Consider the following 19,574-nt stretch of genomic DNA (forward strand, 5'->3'; position numbering starts at 1 on the left):
TCGCCGATATTGCGGATCATGTTGGGGTGCCGGAGGGTTGGAAGATGGGCGGGTTGTCGGATTGGCTAACGGAAGCACAGCCGATCAATCGCAAGAATGCCGCGGAAGCGGTGTTCGAAGATATCCGGTCCGCCATCACCTCGGGGCAGCTTGAGGTCGGTACCCGGCTTCCTGCCGAGTCCCACCTGGCGGTGCGATATGGCGTCAGCCGGCCCATCATTCGTGAGGCGTTGCGCTCGCTTCAGACCCTGGGCCTGACGCAGACCCGCACCGGCAGCGGCACCTATGTGATGACGCTGACGCCGCCTTCCGAATTGAGTTACGGCGCCTATTCCGCCCGCGATCTGATCGAGGCCCGGCCTTTCATCGAGGTTCCGGCCGCCGGCTGGGCGGCATTGAGGCGCACGGATGCGCAATTGGCCGCCCTGCTGGAACTCTGCGATCGCATGGACGCCGAAGAGAGGCCGCATCCCTGGGTTTTGCTCGACGGACAATTTCACTGCGCCATCGCCGAAGCTTCGGCCAATGGACTATTCGCCAAGGTCGTGGCTGATGCCCGCGAGGCGCTTTCCCAGCAGTCCGAGATGGTCAATCTGATGGCGGGCCGCCGTGTAGCCTCGAATTTCGAGCACCGCCGGATCGTCGAGGCAATCCGGCGGAATTCCGCACCCGAGGCGCGTGAGGCGATGGAGATTCACCTCGGCCAGGTGAAGCAGGTGGTGACGACCATCATCGGCGAAGATCGGCTTCGCCAGCCGTAACGGCGGGCAGGTTGGCAAGATGCCGTGGGCTCAGCGCCTGCTGCAGTTGCGCATCCGTGAGATAGCCGCGTTCCAGAACCACCTGCGGCACGGTGCGGCCGCTGGCAAGCGCCTCCTTCGCCACTTCCGTCGCTGCATAATAACCGATCAGCGGATTGAGCGCGGTGGCGAGACCGATCGATTCTTCCACACGCTGCGCCATGATGGCGGGATTTGCGACGATGCCGTCAACGCAGCGTTCCGCCAGTGTGCGGCAGGCGGCGCTGAGCTGGCTGATGCTCTGCGACAATGCCCGCACGATGATAGGTTCAAAAGCGTTCAATTGCAGCTGCCCGGCTTCGGCCGCCATGGTGATGGTGATGTCGTTGCCGATCACCGCATAGGCGACCTGGTTTACCACTTCGGGAATGACCGGGTTGATCTTGCCAGGCATGATGCTGGAACCCGCCTGGACGGAGGGCAGGGTGATCTCGCCGATCCCGGCGCGGGGGCCGGAGGAGAGCAGGCGAAGGTCGTTGCAGGTCTTCGACAGCTTGACGGCAACGCGTTTCAGCACACCGGAAAGGTGCACGAAGGCGCCGGGATCCTGTGTGGCTTCGATCAGGTCTGCTGCCGTGACGAGCGGTCGCCCCGTCAGCTGCGCCAAGTGCCGGCAGGCAAGTTCGGCGTAACCGCGCGGTGCATTAAGGCCGGTGCCGATGGCGGTAGCGCCGAGATTGATCTCGTGCAGCAATGCGGCGGATTCGATCAGGCGGGCCTGATCTTCGCCGAGCATCACCACAAAAGTGCGGAATTCCTGACCGAGCGTCATCGGTACGGCGTCCTGCAGCTGGGTACGGCCGATCTTGATGAAGCCGGCAAACTCCTGCGCCTTGCGGTCGAAGGCATCTTTCAGCACGCCCATTGATGCCGCGAGATCGTCGATTGATTCAATCAGGCCGACATTGACGGCCGTCGGATAGGCATCGTTGGTTGACTGGCTGAGATTGACATGATCATTCGGGTGAAGACGGGTATAATCGCCTTTTTCGTGGCCAAGCAGTTCAAGCGCCCGGTTAGCGATGACCTCATTGGCATTCATGTTGGTTGAAGTGCCGGCCCCGCCCTGAATTTCATCCACCACGAATTGCTCGTGGAGCGCGCCGGCGCGGATTTCACGGCAGGCCTCAGCGATGGCCTCCATCCGCTCCTGATCGAGCAGGCCGAGTTCGTGATTTGCACGCGCGGCCGCCTCCTTCACATAGGCTAAACCCCTGATGAGATAAGGATTATGGCCAATGGTCACCCCGGTAATCTTGAAGTTTTCCACCGCACGCGCGGTGTGCACCCCCCAATAGACATTTCCCGGAATTTCCTTCGACCCGAGCAAATCATGCTCCCTGCGCGTCACGCCCACTGTGTCCTCCACTGGCTTTAAGCGTTGCAAAATCTGTAAAGCTGTCTTACAGATTTTGTGACCATATTCCCAAGGAGGGGGAAGGTCAATATTGCCCTCTGGCTCTTGACGAAAGCCAGTCTCTGCAATTAAGAGGGCAAAAATCTGTCATGCAGCTTTACAAGATGCACGCATTCGCTGGCCATATTTCCAGCCCTTGGGACGACGCCAGTTCCACTTTGATTTCCGGCTTATTGCCGATTACAAGCGTTTTATCGGGAGGATAAATCCATGCATTCTGGAAAAACGGCACCCGCCGAACGTGAGGTCTTCGTTGAAGAGGATCTCGGTTACCATAAAGCCCTGAAGCCGCGCCAGATTCAGATGATCGCCATTGGCGGCGCCATCGGCACGGGCCTCTTTCTGGGTGCGGGTGGGCGTCTCGCGCAGGCTGGTCCGGCGTTGGTTTTCGTTTATGCGCTCTGCGGCTTCTTCGCGTTTCTGGTGCTGCGCGCGCTCGGCGAGCTTATCATGCATCGCCCGAGCTCAGGCTCCTTCGTGTCCTACGCCCGCGAGTTCTATGGCGAGAAGATGGCCTTTGCGGCCGGATGGATGTATTGGCTGAACTGGGCCATGACCTCGGTGGCCGATGTCACCGCCGTTGCGCTTTATATGAATTTCTTCAAGCAATACGTACCGTGGCTTGCGGGCATCGATCAGTGGGTATTCGCGATGACGGCGCTAGTGGTCGTGCTGGCGATGAACATGCTGTCGGTGAAGGTGTTCGGCGAACTGGAGTTCTGGTTCAGCCTGATCAAGGTGCTGGCGCTCGCGATCTTCCTCGTCGTCGGCGTTTATTTCGTCATTTTCGGTACGCCTATCGAAGGCCACGTTACCGGCTTCAGCATCATTACTGACAATGGCGGCTTCTTCCCGAATGGCATTCTTCCAGCCTTCGTCATTATCCAGGGTGTGGTCTTTGCCTATGCGTCGATCGAGTTGATCGGCACGGCAGCAGGCGAAACCGAAGACCCGCGCAAGGTCATGCCGCGCGCCATCCGCGCCGTCGTCCTGCGTCTCGTTGTGTTTTATGTCGGCTCGGTGCTGTTGTTCACGCTGCTCCTGCCCTACACGGCCTACAAGGCCGGTGAGAGCCCGTTCGTGACCTTCTTCGGTTCCATCGGCGTGCAGGGTGCGGACGTCATCATGAACCTTGTTGTTCTGACCGCAGTCTTGTCCTCGCTCAATGCCGGGCTCTATTCCACAGGTCGCATCCTTCACTCCATGGCTGTCTCCGGCTCGGCCCCGGCAGCGCTGGCGAAGATGAACAAGAATGGCGTGCCTTATGGTGGCATCGCGGTTACTGCCGTCGTTACCGTGTTCGGCGTCGCGCTCAACGCCGTTGTCCCCGCCGCCGCGTTCGAAATTGCGCTCAACCTGTCAGCGCTCGGCATTATCTGCGCCTGGGCCGTCATCGTGCTTTGCCAGCTCAAACTCTGGCAGCTTTCTCAGCGTGGCGAGCTTGCACGTCCGGATTTCCGCATGTTCGGCGCGCCCTATACCGGCATCCTCACGCTCATCTTCTTGTTCGGTGTCCTTGTGCTGATGGCGTTTGACTATCCTGTCGGCTCCTGGACCATCGCCTCGCTGATTGTCATCATTCCTGCACTGGTGATCGGCTGGTACCTCCTGCGTGATCGTATCCACCGTCTTGCAGGCGATCAGGCAGGCACAGGAGCGTCGCATTGATCGGGCACGGATCAATTCCACTGGTGGCGGTGATCGCCACCGGTGGTACCATTGCGAGCAGGCGCGGCGCCGATGGCGCCAGCACCCCCAGCCTTTCCGGCGAGGACCTGCTGGCGCTGGTTCCCCACGTCAATGCACGACTGAAGCCTGTCGACCTGATGTCGAAGGATTCCTCCAGCCTGACGCTCGCCGACATGCAACACATCAGCAATGCCGTTGGCATCGAACTTAGCGACCCCGCCGTGGCGGGCGTCGTTGTTCTGCATGGAACCGATGCGATGGAAGAATCGTCGCTGCTGGTCCATGTGCAGCACACCCTTGCCAAGCCCGTTGTCTTCACCGGCGCGCAATTTACGGCAGACCACGGGCAAGCGGATGGACCGGCCAACCTGGCCCGGGCCATAGAAACAGCGCTCGATCAACGGAATGCCGAAAAGGGCGTGCTCCTTTCCTTCGGTGGTCGCTGTCTGCCGGCCTGGGGGCTTTACAAGCTGAGTGCGGATGCGGCGGATGCCTTCCGTTCCGCACGACCGCTAGTCCAGGCCGCAGCACCAAAGCTTGCCGCTCCCGTCGCGGATATCAGGGTCGATGTCGTCGCCATCCATCCCGGCTGTGACGCGACCCATATCGATGCCAGCCTGCAGGCGGGCGCAAAGGGTATCGTGCTTGCTGCACTCGGTTCCGGCAACGCCAATCCGCTTATTGCTGAAGCGGTGAAGCGCTGCGCAGATCGCGGTGTTCCGGTCGTGGTTTCCAGCCGTGTACCTGAAGGCCTGCTGGTTGCAAGTTATGGCGGCGGCGGCGGCGGCCACGATCTCGTCGCGGCGGGTGCCGTGCATTCCTCTACGCTTCGTCCCGGCCAGGCCCGCATTCTGCTGGCCGCGCTGCTGGCCAGCGAAAGTGCGCCCGAAGGTATTGTTTCTGCTTTCGCCTAACCGCTCTTTCATGAAGACGTGGCTCGTTGCCCGCTGCGGTCGGCTTCGAAAATTCCTATAGGATTCCTATTTTATTCCCTATGCGGCCGTCTCGAACCTTTATGCGGTTCGGGTGCATCTTCTGTGCGGGAAGGGATGGTGTTCCCTTTCCAGCCAGAAAGATTGAAAAGCGACGTCCCACATGGCGGCGCTTTTCTTCCTGTCCGGCTCCTCAGAAAAAAAGGGAGTCCCATCAATGATGGATCTTGTTCTTATCGGCGCAGCCACGGTGTTTTTCGCCATCTGCTTTGCCTATACGCGCGCCTGTGACCGGCTTTAGGCGGAGGCTGCGATGACATTCGACTATATCTTCAGCGGCGCCGTCACGGTCTTTATCGCCGCTTACCTCACCTACGCTCTCATTCGCCCCGAACGCTTCTGATCGAAGCGGCGGCTATTGAAAGTTAAAGTACCATGACCCTCAATGGATGGTTTCAGGTCCTGCTTTTCTGCGGGATCATTTTTGCACTTGTGAAGCCGCTCGGCTTTTACATGGCGCGTGTCTTTAATGGCGAGCGGACGCTTCTGTCACCGGTTCTCGCGCCCGTCGAGCGCGGCCTTTATGCTGTTGCTGGAACAAGCGAGCGTGAGGAGCAGCACTGGACGACCTACGCATTCTCCATGCTTCTCTTCAACCTTCTCGGTTTTGCCCTGCTTTATGCGCTGATGCGCTTTCAGGCGGTGCTACCCTATAATCCGCAGGCGATGCCGGCCGTGGGGCCGGAACTGTCCTTCAACACGGCAGTCAGCTTCGTCACCAACACGAACTGGCAGAACTATGGTGGCGAAAGCACCATGTCCTATCTGACCCAGATGGCCGGTTTTACAGTGCAGAACTTCGTTTCCGCCGCAACCGGCATGGCAATCGCCATCGGCCTGATCCGCGCTTTTTCGCGGGCATCCGGCAAGGCGATCGGTAATTTCTGGGTGGATATGGTCCGCTCCACGCTTTACGTGCTGCTGCCGCTCTGCATCGTGCTGACGCTGGTTTACGTCTGGCTTGGCGTGCCGCAAACGCTCGGCGCCTATGTCACGGCGCAGACGCTGGAAGGCGCGCAGCAGACGATTGCCGTTGGCCCCGTGGCGTCGCAGCTGGCGATCAAGATGCTGGGCACCAATGGCGGCGGTTTTTTCAACGCCAATTCCGCGCATCCCTTCGAGAACCCAGACGCCATTTCCAACATGATCCAGATGGTGTCGATATTCGCGATCGGCGCAGCCTTTACCAATGTTTTCGGTCGCATGGTCGGCAATCAGCGCCAGGGCTGGGCAATCCTCGCCGCCATGGGTGTGCTGTTCATCGCCGGCGTTGCCGTCACCTATTGGGCGGAAGCGGCCGGAAACCCGCTGATGCACGGCTTTGGTCTTGCCGGCGGTAACATGGAGGGCAAGGAGGTACGCTTCGGCGTGGCGCTCTCGTCGCTCTTTGCGGTGATTACCACCGCGGCATCCTGTGGCGCGGTCAATGCCATGCATGGCAGCTTCACGGCGCTGGGTGGTCTTATCCCGCTTATCAATATGCAGCTGGGCGAAGTGATCATCGGTGGCGTGGGCGCGGGTTTCTACGGCATTCTGCTCTTCATCGTCATTGCCATCTTCGTGGCGGGGCTGATGGTCGGACGGACGCCGGAATATCTCGGCAAGAAGATCGAGGCCAAGGAAATGAAGATGGCGGTTCTGGCCATTCTCTGCCTGCCGCTCGCCATGCTCATTTTTACGGCCATTGCCACCGTCCTGCCTTCGGCCGTGGCGTCGATAGGAACGGCAGGTCCGCACGGCTTTTCTGAAATCCTCTACGCCTATACGTCGGCGGCCGCCAATAATGGCTCGGCTTTCGGGGGGCTTAGCGGCAATACCAGCTGGTACAATATTACGCTTGGCTTTGGCATGTTGATGGGCCGCTTTCTGGTGATCATTCCAGCTCTGGCCATTGCCGGCTCATTGGTTGCGAAGAAGACGGTTCCGGCCTCGGCCGGCACCTTCCCCACGGATGGACCGCTCTTCGTTGGCCTGCTTGTTGGTACCATCCTGGTTGTCGGCGGCCTTACCTTCCTGCCAGCACTCGCCCTTGGCCCCGTTGCCGAACATCTGGTGATGGCGGCAGGCCAGCTCTTCTGAGGTGATGCCATGACTGACGACATGTCCCGACGCGACCGCGTCCCCGCTCGCAACGGCGCTCCCGTTAAAGGGAGCGCCACGCCCGGCGGCTGGTGCGCCTCCAATCTCATTCTTGCGATGATGGCGGCTCTGTTCGCCGCCGTTGTCGCGCTCGAAGTTATCACGGGCTGATCGACCCTCATCGGTCGCCCTGTTTCAAACACTGGAGCCTCTTCATGAGCCAGTCCAAACAAGCGAGCATCCTTGATTCTCGCATTCTCGTGCCGGCCATTGCCGACGCATTCAAAAAGCTCAACCCGCGCACGCTTGCGCGTAATCCGGTCATGTTCGTGGTGGCGACGGTGTCGGTGCTGACGACGGTGCTGTTTATCCGCGATCTCGTCGCCGGCGGCGCTAATCTCGCCTTTTCCTTCCAGATCAATCTCTGGCTCTGGTTCACGGTGCTATTTGCCAATTTCGCCGAAGCCGTCGCCGAAGGGCGCGGAAAGGCGCAGGCGGATTCGCTGCGCCGGACGCGTACCGAAACCCAGGCGAAGCTGCTGAGCGGTGACGACCGCAGTCAATATAAGATGGTGGCCGGCACCAGTCTGAAGGTTAACGATGTCGTTCTCGTCGAGGCAGGCGATATCATTCCCTCTGACGGCGAGGTTATTGAAGGCGTTGCCTCCGTCAATGAGGCCGCCATCACGGGCGAATCCGCGCCCGTGATCCGCGAATCCGGCGGTGATCGTTCAGCCGTTACCGGCGGCACGCAGGTGTTGTCGGACTGGATCCGCGTTCGCATCACCGCTGCTGCCGGCTCTACCTTCCTTGACCGGATGATTTCGCTGGTCGAAGGCGCCGAGCGCCAGAAGACACCGAACGAGATCGCGCTCAACATCCTGCTTGCGGGCATGACGCTGATCTTCGTTCTGGCCACCGCGACCATTCCAAGTTTCGCGGCCTATGCCGGCGGTTCCATCCCGATCATCGTGCTGGTGGCTCTGTTCGTGACACTCATCCCGACCACCATCGGTGCGCTTCTCTCCGCCATCGGCATTGCCGGCATGGATAGACTGGTGCGTTTCAACGTTCTCGCCATGTCCGGCCGTGCCGTCGAGGCGGCGGGTGACGTCGATACGCTGCTGCTGGACAAGACCGGCACCATCACGCTTGGCAACCGGCAGGCGACCGAATTCCGCCCTATCCCCGGCGTTTCCGAACAGGAGCTTGCCGATGCCGCGCAGCTCGCCTCGCTCGCCGACGAAACCCCGGAAGGCCGCTCCATCGTGGTGCTGGCCAAGGAAAAATACGGTATCCGTGCCCGCGACATGCAGAAGCTGCACGCGAGCTTCGTGCCCTTCACCGCCCAGACCCGCATGAGCGGCGTGGATTTCGAAGGCGCCTCCATTCGCAAGGGCGCGGTTGATGCGGTTCTTGCTTATGTCGATGGCGGCACTCTGCAACATGGCAATTCGGCGCTAGCCCTCAAAACCGAAACGGATGCCACGCGGGCAATCCGCACGATAGCGGAAGATATCGCCAAGGCTGGCGGCACGCCGCTTGCCGTGGTGCGCGACGGCAAGCTGCTCGGCGTCGTGCAACTGAAGGATATCGTCAAGGGTGGCATTCGCGAGCGTTTCGCGGAGCTTCGCCGCATGGGCATCCGTACTGTCATGATCACTGGCGACAATCCGATGACGGCTGCCGCCATCGCAGCGGAAGCCGGTGTCGACGATTTCCTCGCCCAGGCGACGCCGGAAAACAAGTTGGAGCTCATTCGCGAGGAGCAAGCCAAGGGCAAGCTCGTTGCCATGTGCGGTGATGGCACGAACGATGCGCCGGCGCTGGCGCAGGCCGATGTCGGCGTCGCCATGAACACCGGCACGGTGGCAGCGCGCGAGGCCGGCAACATGGTCGATCTCGACAGCGACCCGACCAAGCTCATCGAGATCGTCGAAATCGGCAAGCAATTGCTGATGACGCGCGGTGCGTTGACCACCTTCTCCATTGCCAACGATATCGCCAAATATTTCGCCATCATCCCGGCGATGTTTCTGGCGCTCTATCCGCAGCTTGGCGTTCTCAACGTGATGGGGCTTGCGACGCCGCAGAGCGCCATCTTGTCGGCGATCATCTTCAACGCGCTCATCATCATCGCGCTCATCCCGCTCTCGCTGAAGGGCGTCAAATATCGGCCGATCGGCGCGGGCGCGCTGCTGTCGCGCAATCTGGTCATTTATGGGCTCGGCGGCATCATCGTTCCCTTCATCGGCATCAAGCTCATCGACCTTACCATTACGGCGCTCGGTCTCGCCTGAGGAGTAAAGACAATGTTCAGACAGTTTCGCCCCGCACTGGTGCTGATCCTCGCCACCACGGCCATTACCGGCCTTGCCTATCCGCTGGGCATGACAGGTCTGGCGCAGGCGCTCTTTCCCGTTCAGGCCAATGGCAGCTTGATCGAGAAGGACGGCAAGGTGGTCGGCTCGCAATTGATCGGTCAAGCCTTCACCGGCGAGACCTATTTTCATGGACGGCCCTCCGCTGCCGGTGACGGATATAATGCGGCCTCATCCTCCGGTTCCAATCTCGGCCCGACGAGCGCCAAGCTCATCGACCGGGTGAAGAAGGATTATGAGGTTGCAAAAGCCGAAAACCCGTCGGCGGAAGTTCCCGCCGATCTGGTGACGGCATCGGGCAGCGGCCTTGATCCGCACGTTTCGCCAGAGGCCGCCTATTTCCAGGTGCCGCGCGTCGCCAAGGCAAGGGGAATGGAGGAGGCCACGTTGCGTGCCCTCGTCGAGCATCATGTCGAAGCGCCGGAACTCGGCTTCATGGGTGAGCCCGTTGTAAATATACTGGAGCTCAATATGGCACTTGACGCAGCCGGCTCATAAACTGAAATGGCTATGGCTTCTCCGGAAGCCATAGCCTCGACCACTGGTGGTTAAATGCCTGACGATATCAGCGATATGCCGAGCCGACCGTCGCCCGATGCGCTGCTGGAAAATGCCCGGCGCGAGGCAAGAGGCCGGCTGAAGATTTTTTTAGGGGCCGCACCCGGCGTCGGCAAGACCTATGAGATGCTGATGTCCGGCCGGGCGAAGCTCGCGGATGGTGTCGATACCCTTATCGGCGTCGTGGAAACCCACGGACGCAAGGAAACCGAGGCGCTGGTCGAAGGGCTGGATGTGATCCCCCGCAAGCGCATCGACTACCGCGGTCAGGTGCTGGAAGAGATGGATATCGACGCCATTCTCGCCCGTCGCCCCGCTCTGGTGCTGGTCGATGAACTTGCCCATACCAATGCAGCCGGCAGCCGCCATCCCAAGCGCTACATGGACGTTCAGGAAATCCTTGCGCAGGGCATCGACGTCTATACCACGCTCAACATCCAGCATGTCGAAAGCCTGAATGATGTGGTGGCGCAGATCACCCGCATCCGTGTGCGCGAAACCGTGCCGGACAGCATCATCGACCGTGCCGACGATGTCGAAATCATCGATATTACCCCCGATGACCTGATCAAGCGGCTGCAGGACGGTAAGGTCTACCTGCCGCGTACGGCCCGACGCGCCATCGAAAACTATTTCTCCCGCGGCAACCTGACGGCGCTGCGCGAACTCGCACTTCGACGTACGGCACAGCGGGTGGACGAGCAATTGCTCAACCATATGCAGTCCCATGCCATTTCCGGACCCTGGGCGGCGGGAGACCGGGTTCTGGTCTGCCTCGACCATGGCGGCAATGGCCCGGGTCTCGTGCGTTATGCCCGAAGGCAGGCGGACCGATTGCGCGCGCCCTGGACCGCGCTACATCTCGACACGCCGCGTTCGCAGCAATTGTCGGAGGCGGAGAAGGACCGGCTGGCGGGCACCATGCGGCTTGCGCAGCAGCTTGGCGGCGAAACGGTGACCCTGCCGGCGCTTGACCTCACACGTGAGATCATCGCTTACGCCAATGCCAATAATTTTACCCACATCATCATCGGTCGTCCGCGAAAATCGTGGTGGCAACGGATTTTTCAGCGCTCGCTGACGCATGATTTGATCGACCACGCCGGCGATATCAGCGTGCACGTCATTTCCGGCGACAAGAACGAAGAAAAGCCGGGTCAGGCCGTAAAGCTCGCACCGGCGCGATCCCGCCAATCTTTCCGGTCGTATCTCAACAGTACCCTGTTCGTCGGACTGGCGATCGTGGTCGGCATCGTGCTCGACCAGACGCTCGATCTTCAAAATCTTGCGCTTGTTTTCCTGATGGCCGTTCTGGCTGCTGCGGTGCGCGGCGGTCTGGGGCCAGCGCTTTATGCCTCCCTGCTCGGTGCGGTCGCGTTCAACTTCTTCTTTCTGGAGCCGCGTTATACGCTGACGGTGAGTTCCCCTGATAGCCTCGTCGCCCTGCTGTTTTATTTCGGCGTGGCGCTCGTCGCGTCCAATCTCACCGTCGCGGTGCAGCGGCAGGCGGCGTCTGCGCGCTCTAGAGCGCGGACCACCGAAGATCTCTATCTGTTTGCGAAAAAACTGGCCGGCACGGGAACGCTCGACGATGTCTTGTGGGCAACCGCATATCAGATGGCGTCGATGCTGAAGGTAAGGGTCGTCCTGCTCATGCCGGAAAACGGCGCCATTGCCGTCAAGGCGGGTTATCCGCCTGACGATACATTGGTGGATGCCGATATCGCCGCCGCGCAATGGGCCTGGGAACACAACAAGGCGGCGGGTCGTGGTGCAGATACTTTGCCGGGTGCCAAAAGGCTCTATCTTCCGCTTCGTACCGGCAGCGGTGCGGTAGGTGTCGTGGGCCTGGATGATGACCGAAGCGGACCGCTGTTGACGCCGGAACAGCAGCGGCTTTTTGACGCGCTGGCCGATCAGGCCGCGCTCGCGATAGAACGTCTTCAGCTCGCCTCGGATGTCGACCGGGCAAGGCTGGCGGCTGAAACCGACCGCCTGCGCACCGCACTTCTGACCTCCATCTCCCACGACCTTAAAACTCCACTTGCTGCCATTCTGGGCTCGGCCGGAACGCTCAAGGATTTTGCCGATGACATTCCGCCCGATGCGCGCGGCGAACTGCTGTCAACGATTGTCGAGGAATCCGAACGGCTTAACCGTTTCATCTCCAATCTTCTCGATATGACTAGGATCGGATCGGGGGCGATGGAGCCGAATTACGGGCTGCATTTCCTCGGCGACATGGTCGGAACGGCGCTGTCGCGCGCGGCGAAGATCGTCGCCCGGCATGAGGTCGTTCTCGATATCCCCTCCGACCTGCCGATGCTGAAGGTCGATCCCGTGCTTTTCGAACAGGTGCTGTTCAACCTCATCGACAATGCGGCCAAATACGCTTCCGAACACACCACCATTGCGATACGCGGCTGGCGGCAGGGAAAGAATATCTTCCTGTCGGTCACTGATGAGGGGCCGGGCATTCCGCCCGATGATATCGAGCGGGTCTTCGACAGTTTTTACCGGGTACGCAAGATTGACCATGTGCAGGCGGGAACGGGGCTCGGTCTGTCCATCTGCAAGGGGTTTATCGAGGCGATGGGTGGCACGATCCGGGCGGAAAACAGATCGGGCCGCAGTGGCGCACAATTTACCATAGGCCTGCCCGTTGCCGTCGATACGCCTGTGCTGGATCATGATTAAGGTGCTATTGCCGGTAAGAGATGGTCGAGCATCCTGCCATGCCGCTGAAGGAGATTCGGAATGACCAATTCCGCCGTTCGTATTCTGATCGTCGATGACGAGCCGCCGATCCGAAAGCTCCTGCGAGTGGGCCTCTCGACGCAGGGATATGCGGTGAGCGAGGCAATGAATGCGAAAGTGGCGATGGAATTGGTCCGGGAAGATAAGCCGGATCTCGTCGTGCTTGATCTCGGACTGCCGGATTTGTCGGGGCATGACCTTCTGGAGAAATGGCGCAGCGAAGGTCTGGCGCTGCCGGTCATCATCCTCTCCAGCCGAACGGATGAGGCAGGTATCGTCAGGGCGCTGGAACTGGGGGCGGACGATTACATCAGCAAGCCTTTCGGCATGAACGAACTTGTCGCCCGCATCCGCGTCGCGCTGCGCCATCGCCTGCAGAGCCAGGGCGAAAGGCCGGTGTTTCAGACCGGTGATCTGTCTGTCGATCTTGTCCGGCGCATCGTCAGGGTGGAGGGTCGCGAGGTGAAACTCTCTCCCAAGGAGTACGATATTCTGCGGGTCCTGGTGCAGCACGCTGGCAAGGTGCTGACACACCGTTTTCTGCTGGAGCATGTGTGGGACGAACTGACCGACGTGCAATATTTGCGGGTCTATGTGCGCCAGCTGCGCCAGAAGATCGAAAAAATCCCGGATCAGCCGCGATATATCCTGACGGAAACCGGGGTCGGTTACCGGTTGCAGGAGGTTTGAGGGCGCCCAGAAGCGACGCCCTCCGATCGTTGTCAGACGGCGGCGCAGATTGACAGGAACTCGTCCACATCGGCTTCGGTCGTCGCAAAGCTGGTGACCATGCGGATCAGAACTTCGTCCTTGCCAACTTTTTCCGGCATGTCGCGCGGTTCCAGCCAGTCATAGAATTTCGCGCCTTTTTCCGTCGCCGCTTCCGCGGCTGCCTTCGTCAAAATGGCGAAAACTTCGTTGGCTTGTGTCGGCCAGGCAAGGCGCGCGCTGTTGAGCGAGCCGAACCCGGTGCGCAGCCGATTGGCCATGGCGTTGGCGTGGCCGGCGAGACCGAGCCACAGATCGTCCTGCAGATAGGCTTCGAATTGCGCGGCGATGAAACGCGACTTCGAGAAAAGCTGGGCGGTGCGCTTGCGCAGGAAGGAGAAATCCCGGGAGAGCGAAGGATCGAAAAACACGATCGCTTCCGCGCACCAGCAGCCATTTTTTGTGCCGCCGAAAGACAGGACGTCGACGCCACGTTTCCAGGTCATTTCGGCCGGCGTGGTGCCGAGCGCGGCAAGCGCGTTGGCAAAGCGCGCGCCATCCATATGCAGCGGCAGGCCGTTTTCCTTGGCGATCTTCGATATCGCGTCAATTTCGTCAAGCGTGTAGACGGTGCCGGCCTCGGTCGCCTGCGTCATGGTGATGGCCGCGGCGCGCCCATGGTGCACGGCATCCTGCGGATAACGCGCGATACGCTCGATCAGGTTTTCCGGCAGCATCTTGCCGTTCGGCCCCTCGACGGCGACCATGCGCATGCCGGAAAAGAAATCCGGGGCGCCGCATTCATCCTCGATCACATGCGCTTCCGAATGACAGAAGGTCAGGCCGCCGGCACGGGCGATGCTGGCCAGCGAAAGCGAATTGGCCGCAGTACCGGTGGCGACGAAAAACACCGCGACCTCGCGTTCGAAGATTTCGTTGAAGCGTTTTTCGATGGAGAGATCGAGTTCGCTCGTGCCGTAAGCGGCGGCAAAGCGTGTGGATTCCCGAGACAGCCGTTCATTGACGGCCGGATGGGCGCCAGCCCAATTGTCTGAAGCAAAAAACATCTCTGAAGGCTTTCCGATGGCTGGGGGTCTGTATTGGGCTGCGTTAAGCGATGATGATGGCAAAGTTCTAGGACCTAAGATCGCGATTGGCAAATCGGGCAATGAAAGCAATGGTAAGGCGGCTCTTTCGATAAGAAAGTTTCGCACAATAGGTCAGTATCGAAACTTCGCTGCAAACAGGGGTGCTCACTAATTGGATTCGGACCCTTGCTAAATTCCCTCGTTTCTGCCAAAATCAGCGGGAATTGAGACAGTCTTGCTGTCCTAAATTTGATCCAGCCGGCCTGAATGTGGATTTTGCGGAAGCAGCAATCCGTATCGAGCCGGATCTTCGCATGAAACCGTGCAAGTAATTTTGCAGGAGGGACAAAAATGACGAACAAGCCGCAGGCGGATATCGCTGCCGCAACCCTGACCACTGACTGTCCCACCGCGGCTGCGGCCGCACCCGTTTCTGCGAAAGCGCGTTTCGCGGGCGGCTTGCCGGAAAAGCAGGGTCTTTACGATCCCGCCAATGAACATGACGCCTGCGGCGTTGGCTTCGTCGCCCATATGAAGGGCGTCAAGTCGCACCAGATCGTCAGCGATGGCCTGTTCATTCTCGAAAACCTCACGCATCGCGGTGCTGTCGGCGCAGACCCGTTGATGGGCGATGGCGCGGGTATTCTGGTGCAGATTCCCGATCGTTTCTTCCGCGAGGAAATGGCGGCACAGGGCGTGACCTTGCCGAAGGCTGGCGAATACGCCGTTGGCCACATCTTCATGCCGCGCGATCCTTCGCGCATCGAGCATTACAAGCAGGTCATCGTCGACGTCATCGGCGAAGAGGGGCAGCAGTTCCTCGGCTTCCGCGACGTGCCCGTCGACAATTCCTCGCTGTCGAAGGCGCCCGATATTGCTGCCACCGAACCGCACCATGTTCAGGTCTTCATCGGCGCTGGTCGCGATGCTGCGACCAATCATGACTTCGAGCGCAAGCTGTTCCTGATCCGCAAGGTGCTGTCCAACCGCATCTATGATGAAGGCGGCGGCAAGGAAACCCAGGATTTCTACCCGGTTTCGCTGTCATCCTCGACCATTGTCTATAAGGGCATGTTCCTCGCCTATCAGGTTGGCGCTTATTACAAGGACCTTTCGGATCCGCGTTTCGAATCCGCCGTTGCCCTCGTGCATCAGCGTTTCTCGACCAACACTTTCCCGTCCTGGAAGCTGGCGCACCCTTACCGCATGGTTGCCCATAACGGCGAAATCAACACGCTGCGCGGCAACGTCAACTGGATGGCGGCGCGTCAGGCGTCCGTTTCGTCCGCGCTGTTCGGCGACGACATTTCCAAGCTCTGGCCGATTTCCTATGAAGGCCAGTCGGATACCGCCTGTTTCGACAACGCACTCGAATTCCTCGTGCGCGGCGGTTACTCCATGGCCCATGCCGTGATGATGCTGATCCCCGAAGCCTGGTCGGGCAACCTGTCTATGTCGGCGGAGCGCAAGGCGTTTTACGAATATCATGCCGCGCTGATGGAGCCCTGGGATGGCCCCGCTGCCGTCGCCTTCACCGATGGCAAGCAGATCGGCGCGACACTCGACCGCAACGGCCTGCGTCCGGCGCGTTATCTCGTCACCGATGACGACCGCGTCATCATGGCGTCGGAAGCCGGCACGTTGCCGGTGCCGGAAGAGCGCATCATCAAGAAATGGCGTTTGCAGCCGGGCAAGATGCTGCTGATCGATATGGAAAAGGGCGCGATCATTTCCGACGAGGATGTGAAGCACGAGCTTGCCGCCAAGCATCCCTATCGCACCTGGCTCGACCGCACCCAGCTCATTCTTGAGGATCTGAAGCCCGTGGAGCCGCGCGCGCTGCGCCGCGACGTGTCCCTGCTCGACCGTCAGCAGGCCTTCGGTTACACCAGCGAAGATACGAAGCTCCTGATGTCACCGATGGCGACGACCGGTCAGGAAGCTATCGGCTCGATGGGCACCGATACGCCGATTTCGGCCATGTCGGACAAGTCGAAGCTGCTTTACACCTATTTCAAGCAGAACTTCGCGCAGGTCACCAACCCGCCGATCGATCCGATCCGCGAGGAACTCGTCATGAGCCTCGTGTCCTTCATCGGTCCGCGCCCCAACCTTCTCGATCACGAAGGAGCGGCCCGCGCCAAGCGTCTGGAAGTGCGCCAGCCGATCCTGACGAATGGCGATCTGGAAAAGATCCGCTCCATCGGTCACACGGAAGACCGTTTTGACACCAAGACGCTGGACTTTACCTATGATGTGGAGCGTGGCGCGGAAGGCATGCCCGAGATGCTCGACCGCCTGTGCGAGCGGGCGGAATCCGCCGTGCGCGGCGGTTACAACATCATCGTTCTGTCCGACCGCCAGCTTGGCCCGGATCGCATCGCGATCCCCGCACTTCTGGCGACGGCCGCCGTGCACCATCACCTGATCCGTAAGGGTCTTCGCACCTCGGTCGGTCTCGTCGTGGAAACCGGCGAGCCGCGCGAAGTTCACCATTTCTGCCTGCTTGCCGGTTATGGTGCTGAGGCGATCAACCCCTATCTCGCCTTCGATACGTTGCTCGACATGCACAAGCACGGCGCCTTCCCGAAGGAAGTATCGGATGACGAAGTCGTCTATCGCTACATCAAGGCGGTGGGTAAGGGCATTCTCAAGGTCATGTCCAAGATGGGCATTTCCACCTATCAGTCCTATTGCGGCGCGCAGATTTTTGACGCCGTTGGCCTGTCTTCGGAATTCGTCGAGAAATATTTCTTTGGCACTGCCACCTCGATCGAAGGTGTTGGTCTCACCGAGATCGCCGAAGAAACCGTTACGCGACACACGGCGGCATTCGGCAAGGACCCGATCCTTGCCAACACGCTCGATATCGGCGGTGAATATGCCTATCGCATGCGCGGTGAAAGCCACGCCTGGACACCGGATGCCGTCGCCTCGCTGCAGCATGCCGTCCGTGGCAACAGCCAGGATCGCTACCGCGAATTCGCCGGCATGGTGAATGAGACGGCGCTGCGGATGAACACCATCAGAGGCCTGTTCAACATCAAGTCGGCGGAAGCGCTTGGTCGCAAGCCGGTTTCCATCGATGAAGTGGAATCGGCAGCCGATATCGTGAAGCGCTTCTCAACGGGCGCCATGTCCTTCGGTTCGATCAGCCGCGAAGCGCATACGACGCTTGCGATTGCCATGAACCAGATCGGTGGCAAGTCCAACACCGGTGAGGGCGGCGAAGAATCCGACCGTTATCTGCCGCTGCTCAATGGCAAGCCGAACCCGGAACGCTCGGCCATCAAGCAGATTGCCTCAGGCCGTTTCGGTGTGACGACGGAATATCTCGTCAATGCCGATATGCTGCAAATCAAGGTAGCGCAGGGTGCAAAGCCCGGCGAAGGCGGACAGCTGCCCGGCCACAAGGTGGATGCGACCGTTGCCAAGACCCGTCACTCTACGCCGGGCGTCGGCCTCATTTCGCCGCCGCCGCATCATGATATCTACTCGATCGAAGATCTGGCGCAGCTGATCTACGACCTGAAGAACGTTAACCCGGAAGCTGATGTTTCGGTGAAGCTGGTGTCGGAAGTCGGCGTCGGCACGGTTGCGGCGGGTGTTGCCAAGGCACGTGCCGACCATATCACCGTCTCTGGTTTTGATGGCGGCACGGGTGCATCGCCGCTGACGTCGCTCAAGCATGCGGGTTCGCCATGGGAAATCGGCCTTGCCGAAACCCAGCAAACACTGGTGCTGAACGGTCTTCGCTCACGCGTTGCACTGCAAGTGGATGGCGGTCTGAAGACCGGCCGTGACGTCATCATTGGCGCGCTGCTTGGTGCGGACGAATTCGGTTTTGCCACTGCGCCGTTGATTGCGGCGGGCTGCATCATGATGCGCAAGTGTCACCTCAACACTTGTCCCGTGGGCGTTGCCACGCAGGACCCGGTTCTGCGCAAGCGCTTCAAGGGTACGCCGGAACACGTCATCAACTATTTCTTCTTCGTCGCCGAAGAAGTGCGCGAAATCCTCGCCTCGCTTGGCGTTACCAAGCTGGACGAGATCATCGGTGCTTCCGAACTGCTTGAAAAGGATGAGATGCTGGCGCACTGGAAGGCCAAGGGGCTGGATTTCAGCCGCATCTTCCACAAGGTCGAAGCTCCGAAGGAAGCGACCTTCTGGACCGAACGCCAGAAGCATCCGATCGACGATATTCTCGACCGCAAGCTGATCGAGAAGTCGCTGCCGTCGCTGGAAAACCGCGAACCCGTGGTTTTCGAAGTACCTATCAAGAACGTCGACCGTTCCGCCGGTGCCATGCTTTCGGGCGCGCTTGCCAAGCGCTGGGGTCACAAGGGTCTGAAGGACGATACGATCCACGTGACGCTGCGCGGCACGGCGGGCCAGTCCTTCGGCGCGTTCCTGGCTCGAGGCATCACCTTCGATCTGGTGGGAGACGGTAACGACTATGTCGGCAAGGGTCTTTCAGGTGGCCGCATCATCGTGCGCCCGCCGGAAAACACCCGCATTGTCGCGGAAAACTCGATCATCGTCGGAAACACGGTTCTCTATGGTGCGATTACCGGCGAGTGCTATTTCCGCGGTGTTGCGGGTGAGCGCTTTGCAGTGCGCAATTCCGGCGCGGTCGCGGTTGTCGAAGGCGTGGGCGATCACGGTTGTGAATACATGACCGGCGGCATTGTCGTGGTTCTCGGCGAGACGGGCCGCAACTTTGCGGCCGGCATGTCCGGTGGCGTGGCTTATGTTCTCGACGAGAAGGGTGATTTTGCCACCCGCTGCAACATGGCCATGGTCGAGCTGGAACCGGTTCCAGAAGAAGACGACATGCTGGAAAAGCTGCACCATCACGGCGGCGACCTCATGCACAAGGGACGTGTGGACGTTTCCGAGGACATGACGCGCCACGACGAGGAGCGCCTTTACCAGCTGATCTCGAACCACTTCCACTACACGAATTCGTCGCGCGCCAAGGATATACTCGACCGCTGGAGCGAGTTCCGTCCGAAATTCCGCAAGGTCATGCCGGTCGAATACCGTCGTGCGCTGGAGGATATGGAACGGATGAAAATGGGCGTTGCGGCGGAATAATCCGCCGC

At 60.1% G+C, this 19,574-nt stretch carries 13 protein-coding genes; 11 read left to right on the forward strand and 2 right to left on the reverse strand.

Annotated elements, in window-relative coordinates:
- Window positions 1-44: 44 nt before the first annotated feature.
- Complete coding sequence (locus ACFVTJ_RS13740) at window positions 45-761, forward strand: FadR/GntR family transcriptional regulator (protein ID WP_386908231.1); 717 nt, start codon at window positions 45-47, stop codon at window positions 759-761.
- Here the strand turns inward: ACFVTJ_RS13740 and ACFVTJ_RS13745 are convergent.
- Window positions 730-2,157 (reverse strand): aspartate ammonia-lyase, encoded by a 1,428-nt coding sequence (locus tag ACFVTJ_RS13745; protein ID WP_386908233.1) that lies wholly within the window; start codon window positions 2,155-2,157, stop codon window positions 730-732. The genes ACFVTJ_RS13740 and ACFVTJ_RS13745 overlap by 32 nt on opposite strands.
- 270 nt (window positions 2,158-2,427) lie before the next feature.
- On the opposite strand from ACFVTJ_RS13745, the gene ACFVTJ_RS13750 reads away from it, so the two are divergent.
- The 9 genes from ACFVTJ_RS13750 to ACFVTJ_RS13790 all read left to right on the forward strand — a co-directional run bounded on the left by ACFVTJ_RS13750 (window position 2,428) and on the right by ACFVTJ_RS13790 (window position 13,363).
- Window positions 2,428-3,885, forward strand: coding sequence for an amino acid permease (locus ACFVTJ_RS13750; protein ID WP_386908235.1), 1,458 nt, complete (start codon window positions 2,428-2,430; stop codon window positions 3,883-3,885).
- Window positions 3,882-4,820 carry an asparaginase gene (locus tag ACFVTJ_RS13755; RefSeq protein ID WP_386908236.1) on the forward strand — a complete coding sequence of 313 codons (939 nt, stop codon included), beginning with the start codon at window positions 3,882-3,884 and terminating at the stop codon, window positions 4,818-4,820. Before ACFVTJ_RS13750 ends, ACFVTJ_RS13755 begins: the two co-directional genes overlap by 4 nt.
- A gap of 331 nt (window positions 4,821-5,151) precedes the next feature.
- On the forward strand, window positions 5,152-5,241 hold the full coding sequence (gene kdpF / locus ACFVTJ_RS13760; RefSeq protein WP_386908238.1) for a K(+)-transporting ATPase subunit F: 90 nt from the start codon (window positions 5,152-5,154) through the stop codon (window positions 5,239-5,241).
- A 32-nt stretch (window positions 5,242-5,273) separates the two neighbouring features.
- On the forward strand, window positions 5,274-6,977 hold the full coding sequence (kdpA, locus tag ACFVTJ_RS13765) for a potassium-transporting ATPase subunit KdpA (protein ID WP_386908240.1): 1,704 nt from the start codon (window positions 5,274-5,276) through the stop codon (window positions 6,975-6,977).
- 9 nt (window positions 6,978-6,986) lie between these two features.
- Complete coding sequence (locus tag ACFVTJ_RS13770; RefSeq protein ID WP_386908242.1) at window positions 6,987-7,148, forward strand: hypothetical protein; 162 nt, start codon at window positions 6,987-6,989, stop codon at window positions 7,146-7,148.
- A 44-nt stretch (window positions 7,149-7,192) separates the two neighbouring features.
- The gene (kdpB, locus tag ACFVTJ_RS13775) at window positions 7,193-9,277 is read left to right on the forward strand and encodes a potassium-transporting ATPase subunit KdpB (protein ID WP_386908244.1); all 2,085 of its coding nucleotides are present in this window, start codon (window positions 7,193-7,195) and stop codon (window positions 9,275-9,277) included.
- Window positions 9,278-9,289: 12 nt separating this feature from the next.
- A complete protein-coding gene (gene kdpC, locus ACFVTJ_RS13780) occupies window positions 9,290-9,856 on the forward strand; it encodes a potassium-transporting ATPase subunit KdpC (protein WP_386908246.1) in 567 nt (188 codons plus the stop codon).
- 54 nt (window positions 9,857-9,910) lie between these two features.
- Window positions 9,911-12,613 carry a DUF4118 domain-containing protein gene (locus ACFVTJ_RS13785; RefSeq protein WP_386908248.1) on the forward strand — a complete coding sequence of 901 codons (2,703 nt, stop codon included), beginning with the start codon at window positions 9,911-9,913 and terminating at the stop codon, window positions 12,611-12,613.
- 60 nt (window positions 12,614-12,673) lie between these two features.
- A complete protein-coding gene (locus tag ACFVTJ_RS13790; RefSeq protein WP_386908250.1) occupies window positions 12,674-13,363 on the forward strand; it encodes a response regulator transcription factor in 690 nt (229 codons plus the stop codon).
- Between the two features lie 32 nt (window positions 13,364-13,395).
- Here ACFVTJ_RS13790 and ACFVTJ_RS13795 read toward each other — a convergent pair whose 3' ends face one another.
- Window positions 13,396-14,448: a low specificity L-threonine aldolase gene (locus ACFVTJ_RS13795; RefSeq protein ID WP_386908252.1), complete on the reverse strand. Its 1,053-nt coding sequence runs from the start codon at window positions 14,446-14,448 to the stop codon at window positions 13,396-13,398.
- Between the two features lie 372 nt (window positions 14,449-14,820).
- Between ACFVTJ_RS13795 and gltB the strand changes: the two genes are divergently transcribed.
- Window positions 14,821-19,566 carry a glutamate synthase large subunit gene (gene gltB, locus ACFVTJ_RS13800; RefSeq protein ID WP_386908254.1) on the forward strand — a complete coding sequence of 1,582 codons (4,746 nt, stop codon included), beginning with the start codon at window positions 14,821-14,823 and terminating at the stop codon, window positions 19,564-19,566.
- The last annotated feature ends 8 nt before the right edge of the window (window positions 19,567-19,574 follow it).

Source organism: Agrobacterium sp. NPDC058088 (genome assembly GCF_042885035.1).
GTDB lineage: Bacteria > Pseudomonadota > Alphaproteobacteria > Rhizobiales > Rhizobiaceae > Agrobacterium.

Coding starts and splice junctions, on each gene's coding strand:
- ACFVTJ_RS13795 (WP_386908252.1), bottom strand. CDS start 14,448: ATGTTTTTTGCTTCAGACAATTGGGCTGGCGCCCATCCGGCCGTCAAT.
- ACFVTJ_RS13750 (WP_386908235.1), top strand. CDS start 2,428: ATGCATTCTGGAAAAACGGCACCCGCCGAACGTGAGGTCTTCGTTGAA.
- kdpC (WP_386908246.1), top strand. CDS start 9,290: ATGTTCAGACAGTTTCGCCCCGCACTGGTGCTGATCCTCGCCACCACG.
- gltB (WP_386908254.1), top strand. CDS start 14,821: ATGACGAACAAGCCGCAGGCGGATATCGCTGCCGCAACCCTGACCACT.
- ACFVTJ_RS13770 (WP_386908242.1), top strand. CDS start 6,987: ATGACTGACGACATGTCCCGACGCGACCGCGTCCCCGCTCGCAACGGC.
- ACFVTJ_RS13785 (WP_386908248.1), top strand. CDS start 9,911: ATGCCTGACGATATCAGCGATATGCCGAGCCGACCGTCGCCCGATGCG.
- ACFVTJ_RS13740 (WP_386908231.1), top strand. CDS start 45: ATGGGCGGGTTGTCGGATTGGCTAACGGAAGCACAGCCGATCAATCGC.
- kdpA (WP_386908240.1), top strand. CDS start 5,274: ATGACCCTCAATGGATGGTTTCAGGTCCTGCTTTTCTGCGGGATCATT.
- kdpF (WP_386908238.1), top strand. CDS start 5,152: ATGACATTCGACTATATCTTCAGCGGCGCCGTCACGGTCTTTATCGCC.
- kdpB (WP_386908244.1), top strand. CDS start 7,193: ATGAGCCAGTCCAAACAAGCGAGCATCCTTGATTCTCGCATTCTCGTG.
- ACFVTJ_RS13790 (WP_386908250.1), top strand. CDS start 12,674: ATGACCAATTCCGCCGTTCGTATTCTGATCGTCGATGACGAGCCGCCG.